The following is a 17,376-nucleotide window of genomic DNA, read 5'->3' on the forward strand; positions in this document are numbered from 1 at the left end:
GGGGATTCTCGAGCGCACGTGACAGGTCGACGTGCTGATCGAGCACATGTGGCAGGTCGATGGGCAGACCGCGCATGTGGGGCGGGTGTGCGGCCCCGGGGAGTGAGTCAGCTTCGGGAAGCTGTGCGGCTCCGGGGGGTGCGGATGAGGCGGATGGCGTAGTCGACGCCGGCCGCGAGGTGGAGCACCACACCCGCCGACAGCAGGAACGTGCCGACCTGGTGGAGCGGTGTGTCCGGCAGCTGGCTCGCGGTCGACAGGAGGAGGACCGGCAGCCCGGTCATGATGAGCGCGGTCCGCCCCTTCCCCAGCCAGCTCACGTGCGAGGTCGCGGTCGCATCGAGGCGGACGGTGCCGACGATCCCGAGGAACACGTCGGTGAGCACGATGACGGCGAGCATCCACAGCGGCAGGATGCCGAACCACGTCATCGCCACACAGATGAGGGTGATGCCCAGCCGGTCGGCGACGGGGTCGAGGATCTCACCGACCCGCGTGACCTGCCCGAAGCGTCGCGCCCAGAAGCCGTCGATCCAGTCGGTGGCACCGAACACCGCGAGCGCGATCGTCGCCGCGATCCGGTGCTCCGGCATGCTCATGAGCCAGATCACCACCGGCACGAGGACGACGAGGCGCACCACGCTGATCGCGTTCGGCACGTTGAGCCAGTCGCCGGCGGCCGAGGTCGCGCGCGGGTCGGGGTCCCCGGCGGGCACCTCGGCGCTCGGACCCGGGGACCCGGCCCGCACCTCGGGCTCGGGATCGGGCCGTTCAGGCACCGGCGAACACCGGCGCCAGGCGGGCGAGCCCCTCATGGGTGACCTCGGGGGTGTTCGACACGAAGGAGAACCGGAGGGTGCGCGGGTCCGGGTCGGCGACATAGAACGGGGCGCCCGGGACGAACATCGTGCCGGCCTTGATCGCGTCGTACACGAGCGCGGAGGCGTCGAAGCCCTCCGGCAGACGCGCCCAGACGAACATGCCGCCCTCCGGTTCGGTCAGCGCGGAGCCCGGGGGCAGGACCTCGCGGAGCCCGGTGAGCATCGCATCGCGCCGGCGGGCGTACTCCGCCCTCACCGGGTCGAGCTTCGCCTGGAGGTCGTTGCTCTCGAGGTAGTGTGCGGCGACGAGCTGGTCCACCGTCGAGGTCTGCAGGGCATTGGCCTGCTTGGCGACGCTGATCCGCTCGAGGATCTCCTCCGGCCCCCGGATCCAGCCCACCCGCAACCCGGGTGACAGCACCTTCGACAGCGTGTTGAGGAGGAATGCGCGGTCGTCGAGCCGCGGGTCCGCGCTGATCGGGATCTGCTGCTCGTCGGTGTAGCGGAGCTCGGAGTACGGATCGTCCTCGATGAGCCAGGTGTCCTGGGCGGCGATGATGTCCGCGATCGCGCGGCGGCGGGACTCCGGCATCGTCACGCCCGTCGGGTTCTGGAACGTCGGGATCATGTAGACGGCCTTGGGCTTCCACTGCCGGATCGCCGCGTCGAGCGCCTCGGGCACGACCCCGCCCTCGTCGGTGTCGATCGGCTTGAACTCCGCCCCCTGGAGCCCGAACGCCTGGAGCGCGGACACGTAGGACGGGTTCTCGACGAGCACGACGTCGCCGGGATTCACGAGCGTCTGGCTCAGCAGGCCGAGCCCCTGCTGCGAGCCCGAGGTGATGAGCACCTGGGCGGCCGTCGTCGGCACTCCCATCTGCGTGGTCCGCAGCGCTGCGGCCTGACGCATCTCGGGCTCCCCGTCGGTGGAGGCGTACTGGAGGGCCCGCTGACCGGCGGTCTCCATGATGTGGGTGAAGGACTTCGTCAGTCCTTCGACGTCGAACAGCTCGGAGGCGGGGTTGCCGCCGGCGAAGCTGATGAGGGTGGGGTCGAACGAGAGCTCGAACAGGGCTCTGATCGGCGACTTCCCCACCGTCGTCACGTATTCGTTGAGGTGTGAGCGAACCGATTCCATGCCCTCATGCTAGCGGGGATCGGGCCGGTTCCAAGGGGTGTGGGAAGAGCGGTTTCCGGGGGTCGGGATCGAATGACGTCGGGTCATGACGCGGGTGGTGCGTCCGGCGGCAGGGCGACCTGATGGATCGGGTGCGCGTGGGTGGGACCGGTGCGTCGGGCTGGGTCGGGTCCGGTGTCAGTCGGCCCGGTCGGCGAGATCGTCGTCGAGGGCGCGGGCGAACCGGGAGAGGAGTCGACCGAACTCGGTGACATCGGCCGCCGGCCACGCGGCGGTGAGGTCCTCCATCGTCGTTGCGAGGCGCGACCGGTGCTCGCGCATCACCGCGTGCCCGTCCGCGGTGAGGTCCACCTGGACGGCGCGCCGGTCTGCGGGGTCGGGGCCGCGGGTGATGAGTCCGTTGCTCTCGAGGCGGTTGACCTGGGCGGTGATCGTCGAGCGATCCACCGACTGCCAGCGGGCGAGCGCGGACATCCGGGCCGGTCCGCAGTCGGCGATGCGTTCGAGCAGCCACACATCGGTGCGGGTGAGCGAGGCCGCACCGCCGCTCAGGCGCTCCCAGGTGGCGCGCCGGCTGCCCCAGCGCTCGATCGAGGTCAGCGCATGACGCAGCGAGGCGAGGACCTCGGCGGTGCGGGGGGACTCGGGCATCGTGCTCAGCTTTCCCGGAGATTTGGTTGGTATGATCAAATCATTCTAGCGCGGACGGTGCGCGATCGGAATCCCCGAGGTGCTCGCCTCGCCCAGCCGGATCGGACGACCATCCGCGCCCGCGCCCTCGACCGAAAGGACAGCATGACCGAGAACACCGGGACTCCCGCAGGACACCCCGCTGCCGGACAGGACCCCGCCCCGCACCTCGCGCAGTCGCCTGCGACCGGGCAGACCGTGCAGCCCGTCCCCCGCGAGATCGTCGCCCGCTTCCACGACTACCTGCCGGCCCAGAACGCCGTCGATCTCCTCGCGGATTCCGACTTCGAGGTGAGCACGGTGCGGATCGTCGGGCACGACCTCACCACCGTCGAGCACGTCACCGGGAACATGACCTGGGGCAAGGCCGCCGGGTTCGGTGCGCTCTCCGGTGCCTGGATCGGACTGCTGCTCGGGCTCGTCTTCGCCCTCTTCGTCGCCGGGATCGGCTTCTTCTCCGTCCTCCTCTCCACGATCGCGCTCGGCGCGGTCTGGGGTCTGATCTTCGGCCTCATCGCCTTCGCGATCAACGGCAAGGCCCGCAGCTTCCGCTCGGTCCAGTCGCTCAAGGCCTCCGAGTACACCGTCGAGGTCGAGGCGCCGCGCGCCGCCGAGGCCATCGGGATCCTCGCCGCCGGACGCTGATCCGGGCCGGGTCCGGCTAGCCTGGTGCCGTGCGCATCCCTCGTCGGCTCCTCTGGACCCTCGCCGCCGTTCTGGCCCTCGCCGGGACGGCGGCGTTCCTCGTCGACCGGCCGGCCGCCGGTGCCGGTCTGCTCGCCGGTGCGGCCGGACTGGCGATCTTCGCGATCCGGATGAGCGGCCCTCGGCCGCACACGGCGTGGTCCCCCGAACTCGAGGACACCTCGGCGGCGGTCGTCTACTGGAAGGACGGCTGCCCCCACTGCCACACCCTGCTCCGCGCCCTCGCCGGTGACGAGCGGATCACCTGGGTCAACATCCATCTTGATGAGGACGCCGATACCCGGGTCCGCGAGCTCAACCGCGGGAACCGGTTCACGCCCACTGCGGTCGTCGGCCGCCGGGTCCTCCCCGACTCCGCCCCCGAGGACCTCCGCGAGCTGCTCGGCGACCCCGCCCCCTGAGACCGCCCCGCCGCTCGATGCAGCTCTTTCTCCCCACGGCGTCTGAATCAGCTGCATCGACGGTCGTGTGCAGGGGAATTCGCTTGTCGACAGAAAGAACAGTCGCATCTGCGTGAGCGCGCCACCCCCAGGCGGCCGCGAACCGCCGTGACCGTAGGCTTGTCCCCATGCGCATGACGAACCTGCTGCAGCTCGCGGCCGCCCTGCTCTTCACCGCATCCGGTGTGATCCGGCTCGCCACGGACCCGGGCAGCGTCCTGGGCTGGCTCTTCGTGGTCCTCGGCATCCTCTCCTTCGTGCTGGCATTCTTCGTCCTCAACCGGAAGCCGCACACGCCCTGGTCGGACGACCTGCTGGCGCCGGGCCGCGCGGTGGTCCTGTGGCAGGACGACTGCCCGCGCAGCCGCGCCCTCATGCGCCGTTTCAACACCGACGGGCGGTTCGCGTTCATCGACGTCGACCGCGATGAGACCGCCGCGGCGAAGGTCCGCGCGCTCATGGACGGCGCGCTCGCCACCCCCGTGGTCCTCACCCGCAATGCGCAGCTGGCCAACCCCACCGCGAACGACGTCATGTGCGCCCTCAAGGACTCCCGGTGAGCGATTCGGCCTTCATCGGGCTGCTCGTCCTCATCGGATTCGGGCTGCCGACCGCGATGATCATTCTCACCTGGGTCGCGTACTCCGGGTTCTATGAGGGGTGGCGGCGGGTGAGGCCCAGGCGGAGAAATTTCCAGGGTCCCTATTGGGGGCTTCCTGCCGCCATCGTGCCGCAGGCGGCGGCGATCGCCGTCCTCGCGCTCTACGGAATCGTTCTCACCTCCGTGCAGCCTCCCATGGAACCGCTCTGGCACTGGGTGTTCCTCGGCACCGTCGTCGTCCTGCTGAACGTCGGGTGGAGCTTCAGTTACAGGATCCCCCGCGCGTGGAAGCCGGAGTGGCTCCGACTCGAGGAGGAGGCGGAGCGGGAGTCACGTCGCTGAACCCGTCGCTGTTCCCAGCCCTCCGCCGCCCCGGTCCCAGCCGGGATCATTCCCGGCGGGCACGCGGCACCGCTCCCTGCGCAGCGTTGCTCCCACCGCAGAGCCGCCCCGCGCGGGCTTTCAGCGGCCGCTGAGGAAGGCGTGCGCGACGCGGAACAGGTCGTGGACGTCGGACACCGCGCACATCTCGCGCGCGGAGTGCATGCTCCACAGCGCGATCCCGGCGTCGACGGTCGTCATGCCCAGACGCGTCGCGGTGAGCGGACCGATCGTCGACCCGCACGGCATCGCGTTGTTCGACACGAACTCCTGGTAGTGCACCCCCGCCGCCGCGCACGCCCGCGCCCACCGCGCGGTGCCCACGGCATCCGTGGCGTAGCGCTGCTGGGCGTTGATCTTGAGCAGCGGCCCGCCGCCCAGCCGCGGCCGGTTCACCGGGTCGTGGCGCTCGGGGTAGTTCGGATGGACCGCGTGCCCGGCGTCGGACGACACGCACACCGAGCGGGCGAGCGCGCGCAGGTACGCCTCGCGCACGCGCCCCGCACCCGGGGCGCTCGCCTCCCGGATGCCACTGCCGCCCGCGGCATCCGCACCCGAGGCGCCCACCGGACCGGACTCCCCGGCACCCGGCCCGGCGCCGGCCGGAGCCCCGGCGACGATGCCGGCGATGATCCGCTCGGTGACATCGGCGAGGAACGGTCCGCTCGCCCCCGAGCGGGTCTCCGAGCCGACCTCCTCGTGGTCGAAGGCCGCGACGAGCGGGATCGAGTCGAGCCCGGCCGGCTCGACGAGCGCGAGCGCGCTGATCCCGGCGTGCACGGAGGACAGGTTGTCGAGGCGCGGGGAGGCGAGGAACTCCTCGTGCAGACCGAACCGTGCCGGCTCCTGGGCCGGGATCGTCACGACGTCGAAGGCCACGACATCGGCGGCCTCGACCCCGGCCGAGGCGGCGAGCGCGCCGAGCACGCCTGTCCCCTCGCCGGCGCCGCCGGTGAGCGCCTCGAGGCCGATGACCGGCTGGACGTGGCGCTGCCGGTCGAGCGCGAGCTTGTCGTTGACCTGCCGGTCGAGGTGGATGGCGAGCTGCGGGATGCGGCCGATCGGCCCGGTCCGGGCGAGCACCTCGGCCCCGTCGACGGTGACGAGCCGGCCGGCGAAGCACAGCTCGCGGTCGAGCCACGAGTTCAGCAGCGGGCCGCCGTAGATCTCCACCCCGACCTGGAGGTTCCCCTCGACGGTGAAGTCCGTGTGGGGCTTGAGCTTGAATGCCGGGGAATCGGTGTGCGCGCCGAGCACGGCGAACCCGGGCACCTCGGCCGAGCCGGCGCCCGCGGCGTCTCCGGCACCCCCGACGCCAGAACCCCCGGCACCCCCGGCCCCGCCGGGCATCACCCAGGCGATGATCGCGCCGTCGCGGACCACCAGGTGCCTGCCGCCGGGACGCAGATCCCACTCCGCGCGCTCGTCGAGCTCGGTGAAGCCCGCCGCGGTCAGCCGCCGGCGGGCGGCGTCGGCGGCGTGGAAGGACGAGGGGGACTCGGTGACGAACTCCGCGAGGTCGGCGGCGACGGCGGTGGGAGCTGATTCTGTCGTAAGCCTCATAGCCGGTAGCCTAGTCAATCGTGTTCACCTCCCTCGGACGCATGTTCGGCTGGGGCTTCCTGCCCCTGGCGCTCATCGCCAAGCTGCCCTTCGCGATGTCGGTCGTCGCCGTCATGACGGCTGTCTCCTCGACCCGGGAGTCCTTCACCCTCGCCGGGGTCACGGCCGCCCTCGTCGGCGTGGGCACCGCGATCTCCGGGCCCGTCCTCGGCGCCTCGGCCGACCGCTGGGGCCAGCGCATCGTCCTCCTCATCGCCGCGGTCGCGAACACGCTCGCCCTGTTCGGCCTCGCCGCCGCACTGCGCGCCGAGGCGCCCACCGCCCTCGTGCTCGGCGCCGGCCTCCTCATCGGGCTCACCGCCCCGCAGGCCTCCTCGATGGTCCGCACCCGCTGGCTCCACGCGATCCGCGCCGAGTTCACCGGGCACCGGGCCCGCAAGGCGACCTCGACGGTGCTGTCCTACGAGTCGATGACCGATGAGCTCGTGTTCGTCTTCGGCCCCGTCGTCACCGGGTTCGTCGCGGTGCTGCTCGGTGTCGTCGTCCCGCTCGAGTTCGCCGCCGCGCTCACCCTGCTCGGCGTCATCGCCTTCGCCGTGCACCCCTCCGTGCGCTACGCCCGGGGGCACCTGCGCGACGCCCGCGACCACCGGGCGGTCGCCTCGGCGGGGGAGACCGTGCGGCCCCCGGACCCCATCGCGTGGGTGCGGCGGCCGGTCGTGCTCCTGCCGGTGACCGGGATGACGGCGATCGGGCTGTTCTTCGGGTCCTCGCTCACCTCGCTCACCCGCTTCATGCAGGAGTTCGGGCAGGCCGACGCGACCGGCATCTTCTACGGGATCATGGGCATCGGCTCGGCGGTGTGCGCGCTCGGCGTCGTGCTCCTGCCCGAACGGTTCACCCTCACCGCCCGCTGGCTCGTGTTCGCCGGCGTCGCGCTCACCGGCGCGGTGCTGTTCGTGCTCACCCGCGACATCGGCCTGCTCGTCCCCGCCCTCCTCGTCATGGGCGCGGGGATCGGGCCGAGCCTCGTCACGCTCTACTCGATCGCCTCGGAGGTCGCCCCGTTCGGGCGCACGACCACCGTCATGGCGATGATGTCCACCGGCGTCGTCGTGGGCCAGTCCGCGGCGTCGGCGCTCACCGGCGCCGTCGTCGACGCCGCTGGATACCGCGAGGGGTTCTGGCTGTCGTTCGCCTCCCTCACCCTGCTCCTCGTGCTCGGCGCAATCCAGGTCCTCCTCACCCGCCGGCGCGCCGCGCGCGTCTCCGCCGCACCTGCCGCGGCCCCCGCACCCGCCCCACCGGGCGGGGCGCCGTAGGACCTGCCCGCCCCCGCGGCCGATCCCCTACTATGAACAGCAAGGCGATCATCGAGACGAGGACGAGCGTGGACCAGTACACCGCAGAATGGCACGAATGGCATGATGCGCGCCTGTCCGCTCTCGCCACTCCGTTCGGCTGGCTCAGCCTCACGGGCCTGACCTGGCTCGACGAGGGCGAGACGACGGCCTGGGAGGGCGGACCGGGCACCTTCGTGCGCGACGGCGAATGGGTGCACTTCACCCTCGCCCCGGGCACCAGCGCGGGCCCCGGCAAGGACGCCCTGGAGATCATGGGCCGGCCCGGCCCGGCGGCCGAGGTGCGCGTCGACTCCGATGACCGGATGTCCGCCCGGGTGGCCCCCGGGGAATCGCTCAACTGGATCCTCGTCGGCCACGTGCTCTACGAGCTCCTCAACCGCGACGGCTCGATCGGCCTGCGCCGCCACGACTCCAAGGCGCCGCTGCTCTCGCGCTTCATCGACGTGCCGACCTTCCCGGTCAGCCAGGACTGGGTGGTGCGCGCGGCGTTCACTCCGTACCCGCAGCCGGAGCCGCGCCGGATCGCCTCGGCGATGCCGGGGATCGAGCTCGACGAGCAGCTCTCCGGCGAGGTCGAGTTCGAGCTCGCCGGGCACACCCACCGGCTCCGGACCACCGGCTGCCCCGGGTCGGGCCTCACCGTGCGGTTCCACGACTACACCAACGGCGTGACCACGGCGACCTGGCGGACGCTCAACATCGGGCTGCCCGACGCCGGGAACTCCGTGATCCTCGACTTCAACCGGGTGTACAACGACCCCTTCGCCTTCACCCCGTACGCCACCTGCCCGGCGCCGGTGCCGGAGAACATCCTCCCGCTCGCGGTCGAGGCCGGGGAGCGCAGGCCCACGCAGACCCTGAGCGAGGCCGGCATCAACACGCCCGTCCTCGTCATCGAGACGAGCCCGACCCCCGGCGTGGAGTCGATCCTCGCCCGCTTCGACGAGAACGGCCTCGAGGTCACCCACGTGCAGGTGGCCGAGGGCGAGGCGCTGCCGCCGCTGGCCGGGTTCGCCGCCGTCGTGCTGTTCGGCGGGTTCGAGGGCGATGACCTCAGCGCCGAGCGGCGGGCGGAGATCACCGAGCTCCTCACCGACGTCATGGCGACCCGCCTGCCGGTGGTGGGCGGCGGTTCGGCCGCCCAGTACCTCACGCACGCCGCGGCCCACGACACGCTCACCGCCGGGCGCCTGACCTTCGAGGGGACGCCGGCGGACCTCGGGCGGCTGCCGCTCGCGGTGAGCGCGGACATCGCCGACGACGGGCTGTTCCGCGCGAACATCTCCACCCTGGGGTCCGACGGGATCGGCTACATCGAGATCGACAAGCTCGCCGACGAGGCGCCCGCCGCGACCCGCAACGAGTCGTTGACCATCACCTGGCGCGATCTCGTCGAGCGCTTCGCCCGGCTCGTCCACACGAACTTCTGAGGCCCGCGGCCCGGCCCGGGGCTGAGGTGCTGGATCCACCGAGGTGTCGGGTTGCCAAAGCGCGCAGGCCACCGCGGCGCGCGGGCCGGGCGCGGAGAATGGTGGTTCCGACGAAGAGTATGAGCGTCGACGCCACCACACTCCGCCGGAACCACCACAGTCCCGCCGCTTCCGAGCTGCCAGCCGGGTCAGGTCACCAGATCGACACGCGGTCCGCGGGTGCGAGGTGCATCCCGTCGCCCTCGCGCACGCCGAACACCTCGGCGAAGGCGTCGAGGTTCTTGACGATCTGATTGCACCGGAACTCCTCCGGGGAGTGCGGGTCGACCGCGATCCGGCGGATCCGCTCCTCCTTGCGGAACTTCGAGCGCCAGGCGGTGGCCCAGGCGTAGAAGAACTCGCGGCCCTCCTCCTCGGTGAGCTCCCGGTTCTCGTCGCGGGCGAGCAGCTGCAGGGCCTTCCACGCGATCGACATGCCGCCGAGGTCGCCGATGTTCTCCCCGACCGTGAGCGCGCCGTTGACGTGGTGCTTGGCGTCGAGGCCCTCGGGGACGAGCACGTCGAACTGGTCGATGAGGCTCGCCGTGCGCTCCTCGAAGCGGGCGCGATCGTCCTCGGTCCACCAGTCGACGAGGTTGCCGTCGCCGTCGTAGCGCGAGCCCTGGTCGTCGAACCCGTGTCCGATCTCGTGGCCGATCACCGCGCCGATCGCCCCGTAGTTCGCGGCATCGGAGCCGCGCGCATCGAAGAAGGGCGGCTGCAGGATGGCGGCGGGGAACACGATCTCGTTCATCACCGGGTGGTAGTAGGCGTTGACCGTCTGCGGCGTCATGAGCCATTCGGTGCGGTCGATCGGCTGCCCGATCCGCCCGATCTGGCGCACGTGCTCGGCGTGCGCGGCGCGCCGGACGTTGCCGACGAGGTCGTCGGCGACCATCTCCGCCGGGTACTCCCGCCACACGTCCGGGTAGCCGACCTTCGGGGAGAACCGGGCGAGCTTCTTCAGGGCGCGCTCACGGGTGTCCTCGCCCATCCAGTCGAGCTCGGAGATCGAGGACTCGTAGGCGCGGATGAGCCGGTCGACGAGCTCGGTGATCGCCTGCTTGGACTCCGGCGGGAACTCCCTGGCCACGTAGAGCTTGCCGACAGCCTCGCCGAGCAGGCTCTCGACGAGGGCGACGCCGCGCTTCCAGCGCTCCCGCTGGGTGGGCGTGCCGGACAGGGTGCGGCCGTAGAAGTCGAAGTTCTCCTCCGACAGGGCCTCGGTGAGCAGGCCCGCATAGGCCTCGACGATGCTGAACTGCATCCACGCCTTGAGGTCGTCGAGTGATGTGCGCGCCCACTCCTGCGCCATCCCGACGAAGAACGACGGCTGCGACACGACGAGGTACTCGAGGCCGGTGATCCCGGCGCCCTCGCACCAGGCGGCGAAGTCGAAGCCGGCGGCGAGCTCGTCGAGCTCGACGGCGGCGAACTTGTTGTACGTCTTCTCTGCGTCGCGGCACGACACCCGGTCCCAGTGGTGCTCGGCGAGGCGCGTCTCGAGGTCGAGGACGAGCGCGGCGAGCTCGTTGTGCGGCCGGCCGGTGAAGCGGGGGAGATCGGCGATCTCGGAGACGCGGGCGACGTGGGCAACATAGGCCTCCCGGATCTCTGTGTAGTCGTCCGACGAGTAGTAGTCCTCGTCCGGCAGGTGGAGCCCGGCCTGCATCGCATAGAGGATGTACTCCGCGGAGTTCTTCGCATCCGCGGAGACGAAACCGCCCACCACGGTGGGCACCCCGGAGGCGTCGAGCGCGCCGAGCACGCGCGCGAGCTCCGCATGGTCGGACGCGGCGGCGACGAGCTCGAGGTCGTGCACGACCGGCTCGATCCCGGTCGCCTCGATCGTGTCGGTGTCCATGAAGGAGGCGTAGAGGGCGCCGATCTTATGCGCCTCGGAGCCGGGTTCGGAGTCCTGCTCGCCGAGTCCGGTGATGAGGTCGCGGACCTTGACCTCGGCGGCATCGTAGAGGGCGCGCATGGCGCCGTCGCCGGCCCGGTCCTCCGGGATCTCGAAGGTGTCGAGCCACGCGCCGTTGACGTGGCGGAAGAGGTCCTCGCGGGCGCTGATCGCGGGGTCGCCGTGGGGCAGTCGAGTTTCGGTCATGGTCCAACGGTATCCGGTCCCGGCCCACCGGGCGCATCTGCGACCATGGTTGCGGTGGTCGGGCGCGGAGCCCGGCCGCGGACAACGGATGACGATGGAGGGCAGCAGTGGCGGAAGCGCGAGGTGCAGAGGAGACGGCGGAGGGGACGAGCACCGCGGACAGGGGTGACGGCGGGGCTGACAGGGGCGTCGGCGGGACGGCGGGCGCCTCGGTGGTGCTGGTCTGCACGGGGAACATCTGCCGCTCGGTCATGGCCGAGCGCGTGCTCCGCAGCCGGCTGGCCGCCGAGGGGATCGAGGCGATCGTCGATTCGGCCGGGATCAGCGACGAGGAGTCCGGGAACCCGATCGATCCGCGCGCGGTCCGTGTGCTCACCGAGGCCGGCTACGACACCGCCGACCACGCCGCCCGCCAGATCACCGCGGAGTGGCTGGGCGAGCGTGACCTCGCGCTCGCGATGACGCAGCGGCATCGGGCCGCGCTCGAGCGCCTGGTCGCGGACCTGCCGGTGGAACGGCGCCCGGAGATCCGGATGTTCCGCAGCTTCGACCCGGCCGCGGCCGGGCTCACCGGCACCGAGCTCGACGTCGCCGACCCCTGGTACGGCGACCAGGCCGGGTTCACCACCACGCTCGAGCAGGTCGAGGCCGCAGTGCCCGCCATCGTCGAGGAGATCCGCGCCCGCCGGAGCGCGTGACGGAGATCGACTCGGCGCGCCGGATGGGTGAACTCCCAGGGAGTCTGCGGGATAATGGGGCCAGCAGCCAATCGATTGGAGCCTCCGTGACCGTCCGCAGCACTCGTACGTCCCTGTTCGCACTGGTGGCGGCGCTGTTCGTGGGCCTCGGCCTGCTGCTCGCGCCCGCCGCAGCCGCCCACGACCAGCTCGTGTCCTCGAACCCGGAGGAGGGAGCGGAGCTCGACAGCCAGCCGGAATGGATCGAGCTCGAGTTCAGCGGTGAGGTCCAGGAGATGGGCTCCGAGGTGCAGGTCATGCACAACGGTGAGAACGTCTCCGCCGGTGAGCTCACCGTCGACGGCACGAAGGTCTCCTCGGCCCTGCCCGCCGACCTCGGCGCCGGCGAGTACACCATCGTGTGGCGCGTCGTGTCCTCCGACGGCCACCCGATCAGCGGTGAGATCCCCTTCACCATCCAGGACGCCGGCGGTGCCGGCGGCGAATCCGCGCCCGCGGGCACCGAGGAGGGCGAGGGCCCGGGCCTCGGCGCCGGAGCCGTCGACGAGGAGCCGCAGCTCGGCGGTGAGCAGCGCGGTTCGCTCGAGGAGGGCGAGGCGGAGAACGCCTCGAGCGGCATGTCGACCCCGATGATCGTGCTGCTCGGCGTCGGCGCGCTCGCTGTCGTCGTCATGGTCGTCCTCCTGCTCATGCGCAAGAACAAGGGCCTCCCCGGCACCGAGGGCGACACCGACCGCAAGCCCTGAGGCGGAGGCCCCTGCCCGGGGGACACGCCCCGCCGTCCCTGAGGCGGAGACCCCGCACCGCTGGTGCAGGCGCGCTCCGCCCGCACCAGCGAGTGGTCACAGATCCACGATTCCCCTACGGGATTCCATGGATCTGTGACCACTCGTCGTTTCCGACCGGAGCCGAGGCCGGGCCGGGGCGAACCGCGCCGAGGCGGGTCCGGGATGTCCGAGCCGGGCGGCGCGGGTCAGTCGGCGGGCGCCTCGAGAGCGGGGGCGAGGAGCTCCGCGGCGAGGCGCTCGAGGACGGGCGCAGGGTCGGCCAGGCAGTCGGCGAGCGCAGCGAGGTCGGTGAGGGTGTGGATCCCGGCGAGTCCGAGCCCACTCGCCTGATCGGCCGGGATCTCGCTCGATCCGCACACCACATGGACCCGCAGGCCGGCGTCCCGGGCCGCTGCGATGACCGCGCCGGGGCCCTTCCCGGACAGCGTCTGCTCGTCGAAGCGCCCCTCCCCGGTGACGACGGCCTCCGCGGTCCCGAGAGCGCGGCCGAATCCGACGAGGTCGAGGACGTAGTCGGCACCGGGCACGGAGGCCGCGCCGAGCACCGCGAAGGCTCCGAAGCCCATGCCTCCCGCCGCCCCGGCTCCCGTCCGGGCGGCGTGATGCGCACCGTCGGGGACCCGTGCGGCGAAGCGCTCGAGTGCGCGGTCGAGCCGTTCGACCTCGGTGGGGCCGGCGCCCTTCTGCGGACCGTAGACCGCCGCCGCGCCCTGGTGCCCGGTGAGCGGGTTCTCCACGTCCGAGGCGAGGATGACGTGGGCGCTGCCCTCGCGCAGGCGGGGATGGAGGTCCGCGGTGTCGACCCGTGCGAGGTGCTCGAGGCCGACTCCACCGGCCGGGACCGGGTGGCCCGACTCGTCGAGCAGGCGGACGCCGAGGGCCGTGAGCATGCCGGCGCCGCCGTCCGTGGTCGCCGAGCCGCCGACGCCGAGCACGATCTCCGTGCACCCGGCGTCGAGGGCCGCGGCGATGAGCTCCCCGGTCCCGGCCGAGGTGGCGGTGAGCGCGGTGTGCGCATCCGGCGCGGAGCCCGAAGCGGAGGTCACGAGCGCGAGGCCGCTCGCCTGGGCCATCTCGATGACGGCGGTGCCCGCCGACTCCGCCCAGACGGCGGTGACGGGTGTGCTCAGGGGACCGGTCACCTCGGCGGTGTGCCGGGTGAAGCCGGCGGACACCGCGGCCTCGACGGTGCCGTCGCCGCCGTCGGCGATGGGGACGGACTCGACGGTATGGCCGGCGGCGGTGAGGGCCGGTGCCAGGCGGGCGTGCACCTCGGGTGCGGTGAGAGTGCCCTTGAACTTGTCGCAGGCGAGGAGGATGCGCATACCCCCACCGTAGTGCGGTGGGCCGGAGCGAGGCTGCGGACCGTCGCAGCGAGCGCGCCGGAGCAGTCGAAACAGGGCGCTGACCTGGAAAGACAGAGCCGTGACAGCCCGACACTTTCTCAGCCTGACCGCCACGGTGAGAACAGCATAACCGATGGGTAATGCGTCGTCATCATGATCCGGGGCACCCTCCCCGGTCGGCCGACGAGGGCCGGTTCCGGGGCGCTGGGCGGAGGGGTCGAGGTCGGTGCCGAGGGCAGGCTCCGCGGATCCCGGGTTCAGCCCTCGGTGTCGACGACCGTGCGGTTGGCGCGGGCGTCATGGCTGCGTCGGCTCGGGTCCATCGAGCGGATGAACAGGGCGACGACGAGCGCGGCGAGCGTCGAGCTCACGCTCGGGACGAGGACCGCGGTGCGGGCGCCGGCGGCTTCGATGATGATGCCGGCGAGCGCGGAACCGATCGCCACGCCGAAGCCCAGCGAGGTGCTGATCCAGGCGAGCGCCTCGGTGAGCCGACGCGGCGGGGCCAGGTTCTTCACCACCGAGGATGCGCTGATGAGGCTCGGGGCGATCGTCAGGCCGATGAAGAACATGATGACGCCGAACCGGATCATGTCGGTGGCGAGCAGCAGCAGCCAGGTGGCGGCGGCGAGCCCGCCCATCATCACGGCGAAGCGGTGGTGCGCCTGCGACTTCCAGGTCACCCCGCCGTAGACCACTCCGGCCGCCAGCGACCCGGCGGCGAAGGTGCTGAGCAGGACGCCGGCGAGGGCCTTGTGGCCCTGCTCCTCGGCGAAGGCGACGGCGATGACGTCGATCGCGCCGAAGTTGATGCCGAGCAGCACCTGGGCGACCACGACGACGAAGATGCCGAGGTTGGTGAGGACCTTCCCCTTGTCGCCCTCGACGGCCCGCATGATCGGCGGCTCGGTGGCCTTCTGGGTGTAGAAGAGGAGGGAGCCGATGATCGTCGCCGTCATCGAGGCGAGGATCCCGGCCGGCGGGAGGACCGCGGTGGCCAGCGTGGTGACGAGGACGGGGCCGGAGACGAAGAGGATCTCGTCGGCGACGGCCTCCCAGCTGAACGCGGTGTCGAGCTGGCGGGGCGTGCGCACTGCGGCGTTCCAGCGCGCGCGCACGAGCGAGCCGAGCGAGCCGACGGTTCCGCCGGAGAGACCCGCGAAGACGAAGACGAGGGCGGTCCACCAGTCGGCGTACACGGTGACGAGCAGGCTGGTGAGGGAGAGGATGTGGACGACGACGACCGGCGCCATCACCCTGGCCTGGCCGAAGTTGTCGACGAGCCGGGCGATGAGCGGATTGGTGATCGCCTGCACCACCATGAAGGTGGCGGTGACGACCCCGGCGATCGCGTAGGAGCCGGTGGTGCCCTGGATGAAGAGCAGGATGCCGAGGCCGAGCACTGCGATGGGCAGCCTGGCGAGCAGCCCGGCGAGCGAGAACTTCAACGCCCCGGGCAGGGCGAAGATCTCGAGGTAGTTGCGCAGCACCAGTCGATTCTAGCCAGTGCGCGCGGGGGAGGGTGATGACGTCCGTCACCCTCCCGGGTCCGGCCTCAGCCGCCGATCACCGCATCGACGACGGACTTGGCCTCCTGCTGGACCTGCGCCAGGTGGTCGGCGCCCTTGAATGACTCCGCGTAGATCTTGTAGACGTCCTCGGTGCCCGACGGGCGGGCGGCGAACCACGCGCTGTCGGTGGTGACCTTGAGACCGCCGATCGCCGCACCGTTGCCCGGCGCCTCGGTGAGCTTGGCGGTGATCGCCTCGCCGGCGAGGGTGTCGGCGGTGACCTGGGCGGGGCTCAGCTGCTTGAGCGCGGCCTTCTGCTCGCGGGTGGCCGGGGCGTCGATGCGCGCGTAGGCGCTGCTGCCGAACTCTGCGGTGAGCTCGTCGAACCGCTGCGAGGGGGTGCGTCCGGTGACCGCGGTGATCTCCGCGGCGAGCAGGCACAGGAGGATCCCGTCCTTGTCCGTCGTCCAGGTGGAGCCGTCGCGGGTGAGGAACGAGGCGCCGGCGGACTCCTCGCCGCCGAAGCCGACGGTGCCGTCCATGAGGCCGGGGACGAACCACTTGAAGCCCACCGGCACCTCGAGCAGGCGGCGACCGCGAGCGGCGGCGACCTTGTCGATGAGGGACGACGACACGAGCGTCTTGCCGATCGCGGTGTCCGGCGACCACTGCTCGCGGTGGGAGAACAGGTAGTCGATCGCGACGGCGAGGTAGTGGTTGGGATTCATCAGGCCGGCATCGGGGGTGACGATGCCGTGGCGGTCGGCATCGGCGTCATTGCCGGTGGCGAGGTCGTACTTGTCGCGGTTGGCGATGAGCGAGGCCATCGCGGACGGCGAGGAGCAGTCCATCCGGATCTTCTCGTCCCAGTCGAGCGTCATGAACGCCCAGGTGGGGTCGACGTCGGGGTTGACGACCTCGATGTTGAGGTCGAGCTGCTCGGCGATCGCCGCCCAGTAGTCGACGCTCGCCCCGCCCAGCGGGTCCGCCCCGATGTGGAGTCCGGAGTCGCGGATCGCCGGGATGTCGATGACGAGTCCGAGGTCCTCGATGTAGCTCGCGGTGTAGTCGAAGTTCGTCGTGTTCTCGAGGTGGAATGCGCGCTGGAACGGGCGGCGGGAGATCGACTGCCAGCCGCTCTCGAGGAGGGCGTTGGCCCGGTCCTCGATCCATCCGGTGGCGTCGGAGTCGGCCGGACCGCCGTGCGGCGGGTTGTACTTGAAGCCGCCGTCGGCCGGCGGGTTGTGGCTGGGGGTGATGACGATGCCGTCGGCCAGGCCCTGGGCGCTGCCGCGGTTCGCGTTGTGCTTGATGATCGCACGGGACAGCACCGGGGTGGGGGTGTAGCCGTCGCGGTCGTCGATCATCGTGGGCACCTCGGCGGCGGCGAGCACCTCGAGGGCGGTGAGGAAGGCGGGCTCGCTGAGCGCGTGGGTGTCGCGGGCCAGGTAGAGCGGGCCGGTGTACCCCTGCTGTCGGCGGTACTCGATGATCGCGGCGGTGATCGCGGCGATGTGGGCTTCGTTGAAGGAGCCCTTGAGGCTCGAGCCGCGGTGGCCGGAGGTGCCGAAGGCCACGCGCTGGTCCGGGTTCGCAGGATCCGGTTCGACGTCGTGGTAGGCGTCGAGCAGCTCGGGAAGGTTGACGAGGTCGGATTCTTCGGCGGGGAGGCCGGCGCGTGAACTCATGGTCCCACTATGCCCAAGTGCGGGCCGTGGGGAGTAGCCGGGACCGGAAAAATCTCGCCATGC

At 71.5% G+C, this 17,376-nt stretch carries 16 protein-coding genes; 8 read left to right on the forward strand and 8 right to left on the reverse strand.

Annotated features, from left to right (window positions below; genetic code table 11):
* Positions 1–107: 107 nt before the first annotated feature.
* From AB0I45_RS09875 to AB0I45_RS09885, 3 genes are all read right to left on the reverse strand, one after another.
* A complete protein-coding gene (locus AB0I45_RS09875; protein ID WP_175406821.1) occupies positions 108–779 on the reverse strand; it encodes a CDP-alcohol phosphatidyltransferase family protein in 672 nt (223 codons plus the stop codon).
* The gene (locus tag AB0I45_RS09880; protein WP_295689869.1) at positions 772–1,959 is read right to left on the reverse strand and encodes a PLP-dependent aminotransferase family protein; all 1,188 of its coding nucleotides are present in this window, start codon (positions 1,957–1,959) and stop codon (positions 772–774) included. Before AB0I45_RS09880 ends, AB0I45_RS09875 begins: the two co-directional genes overlap by 8 nt.
* A 177-nt stretch (positions 1,960–2,136) precedes the next feature.
* On the reverse strand, positions 2,137–2,610 hold the full coding sequence (locus AB0I45_RS09885) for a MarR family transcriptional regulator (protein WP_295689871.1): 474 nt from the start codon (positions 2,608–2,610) through the stop codon (positions 2,137–2,139).
* 144 nt (positions 2,611–2,754) lie between these two features.
* Between AB0I45_RS09885 and AB0I45_RS09890 the strand changes: the two genes are divergently transcribed.
* The 4 genes from AB0I45_RS09890 (at position 2,755) to AB0I45_RS09905 (ending at position 4,737) form a co-directional block, all read left to right on the forward strand.
* Positions 2,755–3,294: a general stress protein gene (locus AB0I45_RS09890; RefSeq protein ID WP_360318042.1), complete on the forward strand. Its 540-nt coding sequence runs from the start codon at positions 2,755–2,757 to the stop codon at positions 3,292–3,294.
* 29 nt (positions 3,295–3,323) lie between these two features.
* The gene (locus AB0I45_RS09895; protein ID WP_345030578.1) at positions 3,324–3,755 is read left to right on the forward strand and encodes a hypothetical protein; all 432 of its coding nucleotides are present in this window, start codon (positions 3,324–3,326) and stop codon (positions 3,753–3,755) included.
* A 167-nt stretch (positions 3,756–3,922) separates the two neighbouring features.
* Positions 3,923–4,354 carry a hypothetical protein gene (locus AB0I45_RS09900; RefSeq protein WP_295691073.1) on the forward strand — a complete coding sequence of 144 codons (432 nt, stop codon included), beginning with the start codon at positions 3,923–3,925 and terminating at the stop codon, positions 4,352–4,354.
* On the forward strand, positions 4,351–4,737 hold the full coding sequence (locus AB0I45_RS09905; RefSeq protein ID WP_295691076.1) for a hypothetical protein: 387 nt from the start codon (positions 4,351–4,353) through the stop codon (positions 4,735–4,737). Before AB0I45_RS09900 ends, AB0I45_RS09905 begins: the two co-directional genes overlap by 4 nt.
* A 120-nt stretch (positions 4,738–4,857) precedes the next feature.
* On the opposite strand, the gene AB0I45_RS09910 is transcribed toward AB0I45_RS09905, so the two are convergent.
* The gene (locus AB0I45_RS09910; protein WP_295691079.1) at positions 4,858–6,339 is read right to left on the reverse strand and encodes a M18 family aminopeptidase; all 1,482 of its coding nucleotides are present in this window, start codon (positions 6,337–6,339) and stop codon (positions 4,858–4,860) included.
* 20 nt (positions 6,340–6,359) lie between these two features.
* Here AB0I45_RS09910 and AB0I45_RS09915 point away from each other — a divergent pair, with 20 nt between their 5' ends.
* Positions 6,360–7,661: an MFS transporter gene (locus AB0I45_RS09915; RefSeq protein WP_295691082.1), complete on the forward strand. Its 1,302-nt coding sequence runs from the start codon at positions 6,360–6,362 to the stop codon at positions 7,659–7,661.
* A gap of 32 nt (positions 7,662–7,693) precedes the next feature.
* Positions 7,694–9,133 carry a DUF1684 domain-containing protein gene (locus tag AB0I45_RS09920; RefSeq protein WP_345030576.1) on the forward strand — a complete coding sequence of 480 codons (1,440 nt, stop codon included), beginning with the start codon at positions 7,694–7,696 and terminating at the stop codon, positions 9,131–9,133.
* A 193-nt stretch (positions 9,134–9,326) separates the two neighbouring features.
* Here the strand turns inward: AB0I45_RS09920 and AB0I45_RS09925 are convergent, their stop codons facing one another.
* Positions 9,327–11,282, reverse strand: a complete 1,956-nt coding sequence (locus AB0I45_RS09925; RefSeq protein ID WP_295689841.1) for a M13-type metalloendopeptidase — start codon at positions 11,280–11,282, stop codon at positions 9,327–9,329.
* Between the two features lie 107 nt (positions 11,283–11,389).
* Here AB0I45_RS09925 and AB0I45_RS09930 point away from each other — a divergent pair, with 107 nt between their 5' ends.
* Entirely contained in the window at positions 11,390–11,980 is a 591-nt protein-coding gene (locus AB0I45_RS09930; protein ID WP_345030573.1) for a low molecular weight protein-tyrosine-phosphatase, read from the forward strand.
* 86 nt (positions 11,981–12,066) lie between these two features.
* On the forward strand, positions 12,067–12,726 hold the full coding sequence (locus tag AB0I45_RS09935; protein WP_247618427.1) for a copper resistance CopC family protein: 660 nt from the start codon (positions 12,067–12,069) through the stop codon (positions 12,724–12,726).
* A 227-nt stretch (positions 12,727–12,953) separates the two neighbouring features.
* On the opposite strand, the gene AB0I45_RS09940 is transcribed toward AB0I45_RS09935, so the two are convergent.
* The 3 genes from AB0I45_RS09940 to pgm all read right to left on the reverse strand — a co-directional run bounded on the left by AB0I45_RS09940 (position 12,954) and on the right by pgm (position 17,313).
* Positions 12,954–14,093 carry a glycerate kinase gene (locus AB0I45_RS09940; protein WP_295689844.1) on the reverse strand — a complete coding sequence of 380 codons (1,140 nt, stop codon included), beginning with the start codon at positions 14,091–14,093 and terminating at the stop codon, positions 12,954–12,956.
* Between the two features lie 278 nt (positions 14,094–14,371).
* Positions 14,372–15,604, reverse strand: a complete 1,233-nt coding sequence (locus AB0I45_RS09945) for an MFS transporter (RefSeq protein ID WP_265808978.1) — start codon at positions 15,602–15,604, stop codon at positions 14,372–14,374.
* Positions 15,605–15,669: 65 nt separating this feature from the next.
* Positions 15,670–17,313, reverse strand: coding sequence for a phosphoglucomutase (alpha-D-glucose-1,6-bisphosphate-dependent) (pgm, locus tag AB0I45_RS09950; protein ID WP_295689846.1), 1,644 nt, complete (start codon positions 17,311–17,313; stop codon positions 15,670–15,672).
* Positions 17,314–17,376: the final 63 nt, after the last annotated feature.

The sequence above is a fragment of the Brevibacterium sp. NPDC049920 genome (genome assembly GCF_040656435.1).
Classification (GTDB): domain Bacteria; phylum Actinomycetota; class Actinomycetes; order Actinomycetales; family Brevibacteriaceae; genus Brevibacterium; species Brevibacterium pityocampae.

What these genes read in the sequence shown, in the direction of transcription:
- AB0I45_RS09880 (WP_295689869.1), bottom strand. Translation starts at nt 1,959, where the DNA reads ATGGAATCGGTTCGCTCACACCTCAACGAATACGTGACGACGGTGGGG.
- AB0I45_RS09885 (WP_295689871.1), bottom strand. Translation starts at nt 2,610, where the DNA reads ATGCCCGAGTCCCCCCGCACCGCCGAGGTCCTCGCCTCGCTGCGTCAT.
- AB0I45_RS09890 (WP_360318042.1), top strand. Translation starts at nt 2,755, where the DNA reads ATGACCGAGAACACCGGGACTCCCGCAGGACACCCCGCTGCCGGACAG.
- AB0I45_RS09900 (WP_295691073.1), top strand. Translation starts at nt 3,923, where the DNA reads ATGCGCATGACGAACCTGCTGCAGCTCGCGGCCGCCCTGCTCTTCACC.
- AB0I45_RS09910 (WP_295691079.1), bottom strand. Translation starts at nt 6,339, where the DNA reads ATGAGGCTTACGACAGAATCAGCTCCCACCGCCGTCGCCGCCGACCTC.
- AB0I45_RS09920 (WP_345030576.1), top strand. Translation starts at nt 7,694, where the DNA reads ATGAACAGCAAGGCGATCATCGAGACGAGGACGAGCGTGGACCAGTAC.
- AB0I45_RS09925 (WP_295689841.1), bottom strand. Translation starts at nt 11,282, where the DNA reads ATGACCGAAACTCGACTGCCCCACGGCGACCCCGCGATCAGCGCCCGC.
- AB0I45_RS09940 (WP_295689844.1), bottom strand. Translation starts at nt 14,093, where the DNA reads ATGCGCATCCTCCTCGCCTGCGACAAGTTCAAGGGCACTCTCACCGCA.
- pgm (WP_295689846.1), bottom strand. Translation starts at nt 17,313, where the DNA reads ATGAGTTCACGCGCCGGCCTCCCCGCCGAAGAATCCGACCTCGTCAAC.